This window comes from Sphaerisporangium rhizosphaerae (assembly GCF_042665155.1).
Taxonomy (GTDB): Bacteria; Actinomycetota; Actinomycetes; order Streptosporangiales; family Streptosporangiaceae; genus Sphaerisporangium; species Sphaerisporangium rhizosphaerae.
Genome location: NZ_JBHTCG010000011.1, coordinates 189390 through 202492, shown reverse-complemented (window position 1 = coordinate 202492; position 13103 = coordinate 189390). Strand labels below are relative to the sequence as shown.

The window sequence follows — 13103 nt, the reverse complement described above, 5'->3', positions numbered from 1 at the left end:
GAAGGTGAGCGAATCGCCTGAAGCCCGCCTGCTGGTCGTCGAGGACGATCCGAACATCCTGGAGCTGCTGTCCGCCAGCCTGCGCTTCGCCGGGTTCTCGGTGACCCCGGCCGGCAACGGCGCCGAGGCGGTGGAGGCGGCGCAGCGCCGCCGGCCGGACCTCATCGTGCTGGACGTCATGCTGCCCGACATGGACGGCTTCGACGTCGTGCGGCGCCTGCGGGGCGGCGGGGCGCACACTCCGGTCGTCTTCCTCACCGCGCGGGACGCCACCGAGGACAAGATCAGGGGGCTCACCCTCGGCGGCGACGACTACGTGACCAAGCCGTTCAGCCTGGAAGAGGTGGTCGCGCGCATCCGGGCGGTGCTGCGCCGCACCGCCGGCGACCCGGCCGCGCCGCCGCCCCGCATGACCTTCGCCGACATCGAGCTGGACGAGGAGAGCCACGAGGTGTGGCGGCGGGGCACGGTCGTCCCGCTCTCGCCCACCGAGTTCAAGCTGCTGCGCTACTTCATGGCCAACGCCGGACGGGTGCTGTCCAAGGCGCAGATCCTCGACCACGTGTGGGACTACGACTTCCGTGGCGACGCCGGCATCGTCGAGTCGTACGTCTCCGTGCTGCGCAGGAAGATCGACAACACCACCCCCCGGCTCATCCACACCCTGCGCGGCGTCGGGTACGTCCTGCGCACCCCGCCCCCATGACCGCGCCCGCCTCCCCTCCGCCGGACTCCTCACCGCCCGCCTTTCCTCCGCCCGTCTCCTCACCGCCCCTCTCGCGGGCCGTCCGCGGCGGCGGGGCGGTGGCGTCCGCGCTCGCCCGGCGGCGGGCGGTCGTCGCGTCCCTGTTCGCCCGGACCCCGCTGCGCATCAAGCTGATCGCCACCATGCTCGCGCTCGTCGCCATCGCGCTCGCCGGCATCGGCGCGGGCAGCGTGTCGGTGCTGCGCGGCTACCTCGTCGACCGGGTCGACCAGCAGCTCGCCACCTTCGTCCAGGACGTCGCCCACCGCCTGCAACGCGGGCCCGGCCTCGGCAGTCGCGTGCCCCCCGACGGGTTGATCCAGCTCCGCGACGGCGAAGGGCGGGTCGTCGCCACCCTCGCCGGACTGGAGGCCGAGCACCGGCCCGGGCCGGTGCTGCCGGACCTCGCCGCCTCGGCGTGGCGCCCGCAGACCGTCCCCGCCGAGTCGGGCGGAGGCGAGTGGCGGCTGCGCGCCGCCTCGGTGGCGGGCGTGGGCAGCGTGGTCGTGGCCATCGACATGTCCTCGGTCGCCCAGATCACCGCCCGCCTCGCCCTCACCGAACTGCTGGGCGGCGGCCTGGTCATGGTCGTCCTGGCCGTCCTCGGCGTGGTCATCGTCCGCAGGAGCCTGCGGCCGCTGGTGGAGATGGAGCACACCGCCGCCGCCATCGCCGCCGGGGACCTCGCCCGCCGCGTGCCCGACCGCGACCCGCGCACCGAGGTGGGCAGCCTGGCGGCCTCACTCAACGGCATGCTCGCCCAGATCGAGGCCGCGTTCCACGCGCGGGAGATCTCCGAGGCGGCGGCCCGCACCTCCGAGGAACGCATGCGCCGCTTCGTCGCCGACGCCTCGCACGAACTGCGCACGCCGCTCACCTCCATCCGCGGCTTCGCCGAGTTCTACCGGCAGAATCCCGCCGGCGACCCGGCCCGGCTCATGCGCCGGGTGGAGGACGCCGCCGCCCGCATGGGCGTCCTGGTCGAGGATCTGCTGCTGCTCGCGCGCCTCGACCAGCAGCGGCCGCTCACCATGAGCCCGGTCGACCTGCTCGCCCTGGCCGCCGACGCGGTGCAGGAGGCCCGCATCCTCGCCGCCGACCGCGAGCTGGTGCTGGAGGTGGCCGGTGACGTCGCCCCGATCGTCTCCGGCGACGAGGTGCGGCTGCGCCAGATCATCGGGAACCTCGTGGGCAACGCCCTCACCCACACCCCCGCCGGCACGCCGATCACCGTGCGCGCGGGGACGGACGGCGCCGCCGCGTTCCTGGAGGTCGCCGACAAAGGCACCGGCTTGGCCCCCGAACAGGCCGAACGCGTCTTCGAACGCTTCTACCGCGCCGACCCCGCCAGAACCCGTACCCCCCTCCCACCCGGCCCCCGGGAAGACACACCCGCCGGCTCACCGGTCGGCGCCGGCTCACCGGTCGGCCCTGGGTCTCCGGTCCGCGCCGGGTCTCTGGACGGCCCTGGGTCTCTGGACGGCACTGGGTCTCCGGTCGGCACTGGGTCTCCGGTCCGCACTGGGTCTCCGGTCGGCGAGGGCGCGGCGGGTTCCCGCGCGGCCGCGGGTGGCAGCGGCCTCGGCCTCGCGATCGTCGCCGGCCTCGTCGCGGCGCACGGCGGCACCGTGACCCTGCGCACGGCCCCCGGCGCCGGCGCCACCTTCCGCGTGACCCTCCCCCTCGCCCCCGACGTCCTGCCCCCGTCCCTGTAGTGTCCCGCGCCGGATGCTTTCCCCCCTGGCCATGTGCTGAAGGTGGTCGGCGCCGGGTCGGCGGGTCGTGGTACGGCGATGCCGGCGCCGGTTACGGCGCCCGAGCCGGTGAACGTTCCTGGACGGCGCATCAGGGGCTCCCGCGGTCTTCGCTGGGGCCGCCGTTCAGGGCGTCGATGGGTGGCGGGCGGGGCGGGTGCCGGCGGGCGTCCGGTTCCGGACCGATCATTGATCGGCCGAACGGTCGTTATCTACGCTCGCGAAATGAGCATCCCCACCGAACCCATTGGCAGTATTCCCCGGCCCTCCGCTCTGCTGACCGCGATGGCGGACCACGCGGCGGGCCGCTTACGAGATGACGACCTGGCCGCGGCGCAGGATGCGGCCGTCGCCGACACCATCGCGAGGCTGGAGAGCATCGGCAGCCCCGTCCTGGTCGACGGCGAGCAGTCCAAGCCGAGCTTCGCCACCTACCCGATCGCCGGGCTGGACGGCCTGGCCGCGGACGGGGCGGTCATCCCGTTCGCCGACGGCCACACCCGGCAGCTTCCCCGTCTGACGACCGGGCCGTTCCGCTACGGCGAGCGCGCCGCGACCTACCTGCGGGCCGCGCGCCGCCACACCGCCCTGCCGGTCAAGCAGGCGGTCATCGCCCCCTCGGCGCTCAGCCTGCTCTACCCGGCCGACGGCATCGCCGGCTATCCGCGCAAGGCCTTCGTCGACGACCTGGTCGCCGAGGCCGAGGCCGACATCCGGGGCTGCCTGGACGCCGGAGCGCACGTGGTGCAGCTCGACTTCACCGAAGGGCGGCTGTCGCTCAAGCTGGACCCGAGCGGGGGGCTGCTGGAGCAGTTCGTCGCCCTCAACAACCAGGTGCTCGAGCGCTTCACCGACGCCGAGCGGGCCCGCATCGGCGTGCACACCTGTCCCGGGGGCGACCAGGACTCCACCCACAGCGCGGACGTCGACTACGCCGCTCTGCTGCCCACGTTGTTCACCCTGCGGGCCGGCAACTTCTACGTCGAACTCGCCGGCGAGGCCGACCCGGGGCGGGTGCTGGACCTCATCGCCGCGCACCTCCCCGCGCAGGCCCGGATCTTCGTCGGCGTGACCGACCCCATCGACCCGGCCGTCGAGACGCCGGAACAGGTGCGCGACCGGGTGCTGGAGGCCGCGCGGCGGCTGCCCGCCGAACGGCTCGGCACCTGCGACGACTGCGGTTTCGCGCCGTTCGCCGACGACACCTCCACCTCGCGCGACACCGCGTTCGCCAAGATCGCGGCCCGGGTCGAGGGCACCGCCCTGGCAGCGGAGGCCCTGGGCGTCTGAACCACCCGGCCAGGGGTCCCGTCGCGATCGCGGCGGACCCCTGGGCACCGGGTCGGCGGCCTTTCACGGCCAAGCCCGGCGTCGAGCGGGTCAGGGGGTTCGTGAGGGGGACGGTATCGGGGAGGGGAGGCCGGGGAATCCGTCGGCGGGGAAGCCGCCCGCGGCGCCCGGCAGCTCGACCTGGTCGCCTGCCGCCAGGCCGGAGGTGACCTCGACGTACTGGTCGCCCCGCACGCCGAGCTCGACCGCGCGCTCGACGGTTCGCCCGCCGTCGCGGACCAGGACCGTCGCGACGCCGTCCGCCCGGGTGCGTACGGCCTGCGCGGGCACGTACACCGCGTCCCGCGCCTGGTCCAGCGTCACCTGGACGGTGGCCGACTGCCCGAGCAGCAGTCCCTTGGGCCGGCGGACGAAGGCGATGTCCACCCCGTACTGGACGAGCCGGTTGGTCGCGGTCGCGGTCACGTCGATGTGGGCGACCTTGCCGCGGTAGGCGACGCCGGGCCGGGTGGCCAGGGACACGGTCGCGGACTGGCCGACCTTCAGGCGCACCACGTCGGTCTGGGAGAACATGGCCCGCACCTGCAGCTCGTCGAGATCGCCGAGCGTGATGAACGGTGACCCGGCCGTGGCCGCCGCACCGGCCGCGCCGGAGACCGTCAAGATCGTGCCCTTGGCGGGCGCCTTGATCGTCACTCCGGCCAGCGCCTCCTCGGTCCGCCGCAGGGTCGTCTCGGCCTTGGCGATGTTCGCCTCCGCCTCGGCCACCGTGGTCACCGCCTGACCGCCCTGCCGGTTCTCACCACCCTGGACACCCCGGCCACTCTGACCGCCCAGGCCGGTGCGCCCGGACCGACCGGCCTGGCCGGACCGTCCGCTCCGCCCGCCCTGGCCGTTGCCGTCGCGGCCGTTCCGCCCGTCATGACCCTGCGGGTTCCCGTCGGGACGGCCGTCCTGGCCGGTCGGCGTACCGCAGGTGGGGGTGGGACGCGGGGCCGGCGTGCCGCTGTCCTGCGGGCCGGGCGCCGAACCGGTCGGCGACGGGTCGACGGGGACGACGGTGGGAACGGGCCTCGGCGTGTGCGACCTCGTGTGGTCGGGCGTGGCCATGGGCCGGGGCGTAGGAACACCGGACGGCGAGGCGTCAGGGGTGGGAGTCGCGGAGGACCTGGGAGGCGCGGACGGCGTGGGGGGCGCGGACGGTGTGGGGCCGTGGGCTGCGCCCGGTCCGGAGGTGTGGGCTTCGCCCGGTCCGGGGGTGGGGGATTTGGCCGGCTCGGAGGTGTGGGGCCGGGCCGGTCCTGGGGTGGGGGTCCCGGTCGGTCTGGGGATGTGGGTTCCGGCCGGCTTCAGCCCGTGCCGTCCTGCGGCCTTGTGGCCACCGGCGCCCCCGTCCCTACCGTCCGAGGCGGACGGCCGTGCGGCGGAGGCCGTCGGCCGTGGTGTGGAGAGGGACCGTCGAGGGGTGGCCGGCTTGGACGATCGTGGCGATCTCGTGCTGGCCGGTCGCGGAGTCGGAGTCGGAGTCGGAGTCAAGGTCGGGGTGGGCGTCGGGCTTGGTGTGGGGGTGGGGCTGGGCGTGGGGGTGGGCTCAAGGTGGGGGGCGGCATCGTGTTCACGGGACGGCTCCCCGGCGTCGGCGTGATCGCCGCCGGTCACAGGGCCTTCGCCGCCGGCCGCACCGGCCCCCGGACCGCCTGCGGGCCCGTGGCCGCCCGAGTAGGAGAGCGGGACGACGTCGGTCGCCGCGGCCAGGCGCATCGCGTTCGGCGTGATGGTGAACCCCACGCTGGGAACGGCGCTCGGCGAGGGGGTGGCGGGGGCCGCTGATCCCGAAGGCCGCGGATTCGCACTGGTCTGCGGACACGCCGGCGTTCCCGTAGGCGAGACCGACGGCCCTCCGGAGGGCCGTCCGGTCGGTGTCGTGGAGGGGCGCCCGGTCGGTCCTCCGGAGGGCTGCCCGATAGGAGTGCCGGAGGGTTGTGCGGAAGGGGCGCCCGAAGGTCGTCCGGTGGGAGTACCTGAGGGACGTCCGGTCGGTCTCCCCGAGGGCTGCTGGGAAGGCCGCCCGGAGGGGACGCCGGAGGGTTGTGCGGATGGGCTGCCGGAGGGCCGCCCGGAGGGGGTGCCGGAGGGTCGGCTGGTGGGGGTGCGGCCGGTGGGGGGTGGGGTGCCGGGGCCGGCTCGGTCGCGGGCGCCGGTGGGGGTGTTCTGGGCTTCCTCCAGTTCGTCGCGGGTCTCCTCCGCGGCGGCGAGGGCCGCCTTGGCGGCCGTGTGGTCCTCCTGGGCGATCGTGTCGTCGATGCGCGCGAGCACCTGCCCCTCGCGCACCTTCTGCCCGACCGAGACGTACACCTTCTCCACCGTGCCGTCCGCGCCGAAGGCCAGGTCGCGGATGTGGGCGTCCACGGTGCTGCCCGCCGCGGAGGCGCCGCTGACGATCGTGCCCCGCCTGGCCGACGCCAGCTCCACGCGGGCGGCCGCGGGGGCGTCGCCGCCGCCCAGGTAGACCAGCCCGGCGGCCGCCAGGACGACCCCGGCGAGCGCGAGTCCCCCGACGCGCGCGACGGTTGGCGGATTGCTCGATCTCATGCGGCCAATCCTGGTCACCGGACGTGACTCCAAGCTCAGCCCGGCCTGAGAGTTTCCTGTGTATCGCCCTCGCATGCGACCCTCCTGAGCTGCGGTTTCGATGCGCAGGGGCAGGCGGGACGTGGCCCGGCGGCGCTCAGGCGCCCGCGAGACGCCCGGCTTTTCAGCAAACCTTCAGGGACGGCGGAGGTTGGCCCAAGCGGCGTGGTCCAGGCTCAGTGGTCGTGAAGTTGTCGACGAAGCGCAGAGCGCTGATCGTGAACGGCGCCCTCGGGGTGCTGTTGCTGGGAGGCGCGGGCGTCGCGTACGCCTCCCTGAACGGGGGCTCCTCCGCCGAGGCGGCGCCCTCCACCACGCCGGTCACCCGGGGCACCGTCCTGTCCTCGGTCTCGGCCTCCGGCGCGGTGGAGAGCGCGAACACCCGGTCGCTGAGCTTCGGCACGAGCGGCACGGTCGAGAAGATCTACGTCGAGAGCGGCGACAAGGTCACCAAGGGCCAGATCCTCGCCCGGGTCGACGACACGGCGGCCGAGGAGGACCTGGACGCCGCGGCGGCCTCCCTCAGTGCGGCGCAGGACGGCGACACCACCACCGCGTCGGGCTACTCGCAGTACATCCAGGCGAGGAACGCCTACCGGGACGCCAAGCGGACGCTGGACGGCACGGTGCTCAAGGCGCCGTTCGGCGGCACCATCACCGCGGTCAACGGCGCCGTCGGCGGCTCGTCCGCAGGGTCGGGCGGCTCCTCCACGGGTTCCTCGGGCGGTACGGGCTCCTCGGCCGTGTCGGGCGCGCGGGCGAGCGGATCGTCCGGCGGCTCCTCGGCGGGCTCGGGCGCCTCCGGCTCCTCCGGGTCATCGGGGTCCTCCGGCGGCTTCATCGACATCGCCGACACCAGGAGGCTCCAGGTCGTCGGCGACTTCACCGAGTCGGATGTGACCAAGCTGAAGTCCGGTCAGACCGCGACCGTCACCTTCGACGCCCTGCCCGGCGTCACGGCCTCCGGCAAGGTGACGGTGATCGACCCGGTGGCGCAGACCAGCAACAACGTGGTGCAGTACGCCGCCACGATCTCCCTCACCGACGTGCCGAAGACCGTGCGCCTGGGGCAGACGACGAGCGTCCAGGTGATCGTCGCCAAGGCGGACGACGTGCTGACCGTCCCCACCTCGGCGGTCAGGACGGCGGGCGGCCAGGACACCGTCACCGTCCTGTCGAACGGCAGGCAGGTCGCCAAGACCGTCGAGGTCGGGGTGAAGGGGGACACGCTGACCGAGATCAGGTCCGGCCTGTCGGAGGGCGACGCGGTGGTGCGGAGCACGACGGCCGGCACGGGCGGCCTGCAGGGCGGCTTCCCCGGCGGTGGCTTCCCCGGCGGCGGCGCCGTCCGCATCGGCCGCGGCGGAGCAGGCCAGTGACCCCCTGGGAGAGCGCCGGCGGCGGCCGGGACGGCGCCGCGCCGCACGCCGGTGGTCCGGACGGCGGCGTGCCGCGCCACGGGTCCGGCGTGCCGGTGCGGCACGCCGGTGGCCGCACCCCGCCCGTCCTCGACGTGCGGCGGGTCACGAAGGTCTACGGCGAGGGGGACACCGGCGTCCAGGCGCTGCGCGGCGTCACGCTCGAGGTCGAGCGGGGCGACTTCGTCGCCATCATGGGCGCCTCCGGCTCCGGCAAGTCGACGCTGATGAACATCCTCGGCTGCCTGGACGTGCCCAGCGCCGGCGCGTACCTCATCGACGGCACCGACGTCGGGGCGCTCGACGACCGGCAGCAGGCGATCCTGCGCAACCGGAAGATCGGCTTCGTCTTCCAGTCGTTCAACCTCATCCCCCGCATGACCGCGCTGGCCAACGTGGAGCTGCCTCTCGCGTACGGAGGGGTCGGCGCGGGCGCGCGCCGGCGGCGGGCCCTCGCGGCGCTGGACCAGGTGGGGCTGTCCGACCGCGTCCAGCACGAGCCGAACGAGCTGTCCGGCGGCCAGCAGCAGAGGGTCGCGGTCGCCCGCGCCCTGGTGACCGCGCCGTCGCTGCTGCTGGCCGACGAGCCGACCGGCAACCTGGACACCAAATCCACGGCCGACGTGCTGGCCATCCTCGACCGGCTGAGCGACGCCGGCCGCACGATCGTCCTGATCACGCACGAGGACGACGTGGCCACGCACGCCAAGCGGGTCGTCCGCCTGGTGGACGGCCAGGTCGTCGAGGACCGGCGGCAGGCTCCCGTCGACGGACCGCCGCCCCGGCTGTCCTCCCAGGTGGTGAGGGACCGATGAACGCCCTGGAAGTCCTGCGCTTCGCCGTGCGCGGCCTCACGGCCAACAAGATGCGCAGCGCGCTGACCACGCTCGGCATCCTGATCGGCGTCGCGGCGGTCATCATGCTGGTCGCCGTCGGCGAGGGCTCCTCGCAGGCGATCCAGCAGAACATCCAGCGCCTGGGCTCCAACACCCTCACCGTCATGCAGTCGTTCACCGGCGGCGGAGCGCGTGGCGGGGGCGGCGGCGGGGGCGGGGGCGGCGGAGGGTTCTTCGGCCTCGGCGGCGGGGGCGGCAGGAACCAGCAGCAGGCCGCCACCGGCCCGCGCACCCAGGCCAAGGAGCTGACCCTGGACGATGCCAGGGCGCTGGCCGACCCGGCGAACGCCCCGTCGGTCAAAAGCGTGTCCCCCGTCGTCACGGCCTCGGCGCAGACGGCGACCTACCAGGGAGCGAGCCACGCGATCGCGCAGCTCGTCGGCACCTACCCCAGCTACTTCGAGGCCTCGAACAAGCCGGTGGACAAGGGGTCGTACTTCTTCAACGAGGACGTGCTGGCCGCCCGCAAGATCATCGTCATCGGGCGGACGGTGGCCGACGACCTGTTCGGCTCCGTGGACCCCGTCGGCAGGCAGATCACGATCAGCGGGGTGCCGTTCACGGTCGTGGGCGTGCTCAAGACCGCCGGGTCGGCCGGCTTCCAGGACGCCGACGACGTCGCGGTCGCGCCCCTTCCGGCCGTGCAGCAGAGCCTCACCGGGTTCGGGCCGCTCGGCCAGATCATCGTCCAGGCCAAGAGCGCGACGGCGGTCGACGCGGCCCAGTCGGAGATCACCCAGACCCTCGACCAGCGGCACGGCATCACCGGCACCGCCACCGCCGACTACCGGATCCTCAACCAGGCGACGCTGCAGGAGACGGTCAGCGCCGCGACCGGCACCTTCACCGTGCTGCTGGGGGCCGTCGCCGCGATCAGCCTGCTGGTGGGCGGCATCGGCATCACCAACATCATGCTCGTGACCGTGACCGAGCGGACCCGCGAGATCGGCATCCGCAAGGCCATCGGCGCGCCGCGCGGCGCGATCCTCGGCCAGTTCCTCGCCGAGGCCACGATGCTCAGCCTGATCGGCGGGCTGCTCGGCGTGGCCATCGCGCTGATCGGCACCAGGTTCACCATCGCCGGCGTGCGGCCGGTCGTGGTGCCGACGTCGATCGTGCTGGCCCTCGGCGTCTCGGTCGCGATCGGCCTGTTCTTCGGCAGCTACCCGGCGAACCGGGCGGCGAAGCTGCGTCCCATCGAAGCGCTGCGGCACGAGTGACGTAGGGCCGTCGCACAAGGAGTGATCATGAGTACGAGCAGGCGCAAGCCGTACACGACGGAGGAACCGGTGACGGCGCACGAGCTGCTTTCGACCTCGCCCTTCGAGGACGACCTGGACGACGAACTCGCGGCCCGCCCCGAGCGGCGCCGGATGTCCACGCTGACCATGGCCCTCGCCGCGGCCGTGCTGCTGGTGGCGGGCATGGTCGTGGGCATCCAGCTCCAGAAGCTCTGGGGCGCGGCGAGCTCCCGGCAGGCCGCGATCCAGGGCCTGCTGGCCGGCGGGGGCGGCGGCGCGGGCGCCGGGCAGCGGGCCGGCGGGGGCGGCAGGTTCGGCTTCCCCGGCGCGGGCCAGGGCCAGGGCAGGAACGGAGGGCAGGGACAGGCGGGCGCCGGGGGCGCGGGCGGCGCGTTCGGCAACCTCACGGTCGGCACGGTCAAGCTCGTCGACGGCGGCAAGATCTACCTGGAGACCACCGGAGGCGGCATCGTCACGGTCAAGACCTCTGACGGCACCAAGGTGCAGGTCAGCAAGGAAGGTAAGGTCAAGGACCTCAAGCCGGGCAGCACCATCGTCGTGCAGGGCGAGCGCGGCAGCGACGGCTCGGTCACCGCCACCTCGGTGAACCAGGGCGGCGCCGGCGGCTTCGCCGGCCCTCGCGGACGCGGCTGATGGACGCCCCAGCACGCCCCGGCCCCCCGGCGAGTCCCGCCTCCACCGCACGGAGTGCCTTTCCAGGACGGCACGGCTCCTGGGCACGCGATGCCTTCCCGGTGCAGGGTGGTCCGCATGTCCGGTGAGGCCAAGCTGCTCATCGTCGACGACGAGCCGAACATCCGCGAGCTGCTGTCGGCGACGCTGCGCTACGCGGGGTTCGACGTCGTGACCGCCGCGGACGGGCGCGAGGCCGTGCAGCTCGTCGACCGCGTCCGGCCCGACCTGGTGGTTCTGGACGTGATGCTGCCGGACATGGACGGCTTCGCCGTGGCGAACCGGCTGCGTGCCGGCGGCAGGCGCACCCCGGTTCTCTTCCTCACCGCGCGGGACGAGACCGAGCACAAGCTGACCGGGCTCGGGCTCGGCGACGACTACGTGACCAAGCCGTTCAGCCTGGAGGAGGTGCTGGCCAGGATCCGGGCCGTGCTGCGCCGCACGCGGGGCGACCTTGACCTGCCCACGCGGCTCCAGGTGGCCGATCTCGAGCTGGACGAGGAAGGCCACCAGGTGTGGCGCGGGGGCGCCCGGGTGAAGCTGTCGCCGACCGAGTACAAGCTGCTGCACTACTTCATGGTCAACGCCGGGCGGGTGCTGTCCAAGGCGCAGATCCTCGACCACGTCTGGAACTACGACTTCGGCGGGGACCGGAACGTGGTGGAGTCCTACGTCTCCTACCTGCGGCGCAAGATCGACACCGTCGAGCCGCGGCTGATCCACACGCTCCGGGGAGTGGGCTACGTCCTGCGCGCCCCACGCCTGTGACCGTCCTCCCGCACCTCGGATGAGCGCACGATGAGCCCGGCCCGCAGGATGAGCCCGATCCGTGCGACGAGCGCGCTCCGCAGGATGATCCCGGTCTGGGCGATCAGCCCGGTCCGCAGGATGATCCCGGTCTGGGCGATCAGCCCGGTCCGTGCGATGAGACGGTGGGCGGCCCGGTCGCCGTTGTGGCTGCGCCTGGTCGCGGGGACGCTGGCGCTGGTCACCCTCGCGATCGCGCTGACGGGTGGCGCCGCCGTCCAGCTTCTGCGCGGCTACCTCGTCGACCGCGTCGACCAGCAACTGCGGGTGGCCGCGGAGCTGCGGCGCGACCCTGCGGTGCAGCAGCAGGTACGCGACGTGACCCGCCCGCTCAAGCAGTTCGGCCTGTTCTACATGGCCGTGCTCCGGCCGGACGGCGGCGTCGAGCGCACCCTGCAGGAGCCGCCCGGCTCCTCCCCGCCGGTGCTGTCACCGGCCCAGGCCGGCGGGGCGGCCTCCGCGCGGCCCCGCCCGTTCACCGTGGAGTCCGGCGAGGGGACGCGCTGGCGGGCGATCGTGGTCGCCGACGACCGGCGGATCCGCGTGATCGCCGTCCGCATGGACGACATCGACGCCACCGTCACCCGGCTCGCCGTCATCGTCGCCAGCGTCGGCGGCGGCGCGCTGCTGGCCCTGGGCCTGGCCTGCAACTGGCTGGTCCGGCGCAGCCTGCGTCCCCTGGGGGAGATCGAGCGGACCGCCGGCGCCATCGCCGGCGGCGACCTGTCCCGCCGCCTGCCCCCGCGGCACCGCCGGACGGAGATGGGACGGCTCGGCAGGGCCATCAACGGCATGCTCGCCCAGATCGAGGCCGCCTTCGACGACCGCGAGGCCTCCGAGATCGCCGCGCGCAAGTCGGCCTTCGAGGCCCGCCGGTCGGAGGACCGCATGCGCAGGTTCGTCGCCGACGCCTCCCACGAGCTGCGCACCCCGCTGACCTCCATCCGGGGCTTCGCCGAGCTCTACCGGCACGAGGCCCCGAGCCTTGAGGAGGCGGCCAGGCTGCTGCGCCGCATCGAGGACGAGGCCACCCGCATGGGTCTCCTCGTGGACGACCTGCTGCTGCTCGCCCGCCTCGACCAGCAGCGCCCGCTCGACCGGCAGCCGGTCGACGTGCTCAGCGTGGCCGCCGGGGCCGTCCTGGACGCCCAGACGCTCGCGCCGGACCGCGAGATCGACCTGGTGCGCCTGGACGGCTCCGACGGGACGGTCACCGTGACCGGCGACGAGGCGCGGCTGCGCCAGGTGGTCGCCAACCTGGTCGGCAACGTCCTGCGGCACACCCCCGCCGGCACCGCGTTCCGTGTCGGCGTGGGCAACCTGGACGGGCACGTCGTCATCGAGGTGGCCGACGAGGGGCCGGGGCTGCCGGTCCAGGACGCCGAGCGGGTGTTCGAGCGCTTCTACCGCGCCGACCCTTCGCGCACGCGCAACGGGGCGGGCGGGACGGGGCTCGGCCTGTCCATCGCGGCCGCCCTGGTCCAGGCCCACGGAGGCGTGATCACCCTCGACAGCGACCCCGGCCACGGCGCCACCTTCCGCGTCGCCCTGCCCACCGACGCGACCCCGTCCTGACCGCGCCGGGGCCCGGTGGTTGACAGCGGAAATTCAGCTTTGTCGTACCTGGC

The 13103-nt window shown here is 74.0% G+C and carries 10 protein-coding genes; 9 read left to right on the top strand and 1 reads right to left on the bottom strand.

The genetic code is table 11. The features are described 5' to 3' along the window. The first annotated feature begins 4 nt into the window (after window positions 1-4). The 3 genes from ACFQSB_RS19000 to ACFQSB_RS18990 all read left to right on the top strand — a co-directional run bounded on the left by ACFQSB_RS19000 (window position 5) and on the right by ACFQSB_RS18990 (window position 3789). Window positions 5-706 (top strand): response regulator transcription factor, encoded by a 702-nt coding sequence (locus ACFQSB_RS19000; protein WP_354845490.1) that lies wholly within the window; start codon window positions 5-7, stop codon window positions 704-706. Beyond that, the gene (locus tag ACFQSB_RS18995; protein ID WP_380828031.1) at window positions 703-2460 is read left to right on the top strand and encodes a sensor histidine kinase; all 1758 of its coding nucleotides are present in this window, start codon (window positions 703-705) and stop codon (window positions 2458-2460) included. Before ACFQSB_RS19000 ends, ACFQSB_RS18995 begins: the two co-directional genes overlap by 4 nt. Window positions 2461-2724: 264 nt before the next feature. After that, window positions 2725-3789 carry a cobalamin-independent methionine synthase II family protein gene (locus ACFQSB_RS18990; protein WP_380828030.1) on the top strand — a complete coding sequence of 355 codons (1065 nt, stop codon included), beginning with the start codon at window positions 2725-2727 and terminating at the stop codon, window positions 3787-3789. Window positions 3790-3879: 90 nt separating this feature from the next. Here ACFQSB_RS18990 and ACFQSB_RS18985 read toward each other — a convergent pair whose 3' ends face one another. Next, a complete protein-coding gene (locus ACFQSB_RS18985; RefSeq protein WP_380828029.1) occupies window positions 3880-6381 on the bottom strand; it encodes an efflux RND transporter periplasmic adaptor subunit in 2502 nt (833 codons plus the stop codon). 224 nt (window positions 6382-6605) lie between these two features. Between ACFQSB_RS18985 and ACFQSB_RS18980 the strand changes: the two genes are divergently transcribed. The 6 genes from ACFQSB_RS18980 to ACFQSB_RS18955 all read left to right on the top strand — a co-directional run bounded on the left by ACFQSB_RS18980 (window position 6606) and on the right by ACFQSB_RS18955 (window position 13050). After that, window positions 6606-7799: an efflux RND transporter periplasmic adaptor subunit gene (locus tag ACFQSB_RS18980; protein ID WP_380828027.1), complete on the top strand. Its 1194-nt coding sequence runs from the start codon at window positions 6606-6608 to the stop codon at window positions 7797-7799. Between the two features lie 95 nt (window positions 7800-7894). After that, on the top strand, window positions 7895-8653 hold the full coding sequence (locus tag ACFQSB_RS18975; protein WP_380828093.1) for an ABC transporter ATP-binding protein: 759 nt from the start codon (window positions 7895-7897) through the stop codon (window positions 8651-8653). Beyond that, on the top strand, window positions 8650-9954 hold the full coding sequence (locus ACFQSB_RS18970; protein ID WP_380828026.1) for an ABC transporter permease: 1305 nt from the start codon (window positions 8650-8652) through the stop codon (window positions 9952-9954). Before ACFQSB_RS18975 ends, ACFQSB_RS18970 begins: the two co-directional genes overlap by 4 nt. A 27-nt stretch (window positions 9955-9981) precedes the next feature. Further along, window positions 9982-10629, top strand: a complete 648-nt coding sequence (locus tag ACFQSB_RS18965; RefSeq protein ID WP_380828024.1) for a hypothetical protein — start codon at window positions 9982-9984, stop codon at window positions 10627-10629. A 117-nt stretch (window positions 10630-10746) separates the two neighbouring features. Beyond that, entirely contained in the window at window positions 10747-11436 is a 690-nt protein-coding gene (locus ACFQSB_RS18960; RefSeq protein ID WP_380828023.1) for a response regulator transcription factor, read from the top strand. Window positions 11437-11484: 48 nt separating this feature from the next. Beyond that, window positions 11485-13050: a sensor histidine kinase gene (locus tag ACFQSB_RS18955; RefSeq protein ID WP_380828022.1), complete on the top strand. Its 1566-nt coding sequence runs from the start codon at window positions 11485-11487 to the stop codon at window positions 13048-13050. Window positions 13051-13103: the final 53 nt, after the last annotated feature.

Excerpts from the sequence above, each read along its gene's own strand:
- ACFQSB_RS18995 (WP_380828031.1), top strand. The coding sequence starts at position 703 with ATGACCGCGCCCGCCTCCCCTCCGCCGGACTCCTCACCGCCCGCCTTT.
- ACFQSB_RS18970 (WP_380828026.1), top strand. The coding sequence starts at position 8,650 with ATGAACGCCCTGGAAGTCCTGCGCTTCGCCGTGCGCGGCCTCACGGCC.
- ACFQSB_RS18965 (WP_380828024.1), top strand. The coding sequence starts at position 9,982 with ATGAGTACGAGCAGGCGCAAGCCGTACACGACGGAGGAACCGGTGACG.
- ACFQSB_RS18955 (WP_380828022.1), top strand. The coding sequence starts at position 11,485 with ATGAGCCCGATCCGTGCGACGAGCGCGCTCCGCAGGATGATCCCGGTC.
- ACFQSB_RS18960 (WP_380828023.1), top strand. The coding sequence starts at position 10,747 with ATGTCCGGTGAGGCCAAGCTGCTCATCGTCGACGACGAGCCGAACATC.
- ACFQSB_RS18985 (WP_380828029.1), bottom strand. The coding sequence starts at position 6,381 with ATGAGATCGAGCAATCCGCCAACCGTCGCGCGCGTCGGGGGACTCGCG.
- ACFQSB_RS18990 (WP_380828030.1), top strand. The coding sequence starts at position 2,725 with ATGAGCATCCCCACCGAACCCATTGGCAGTATTCCCCGGCCCTCCGCT.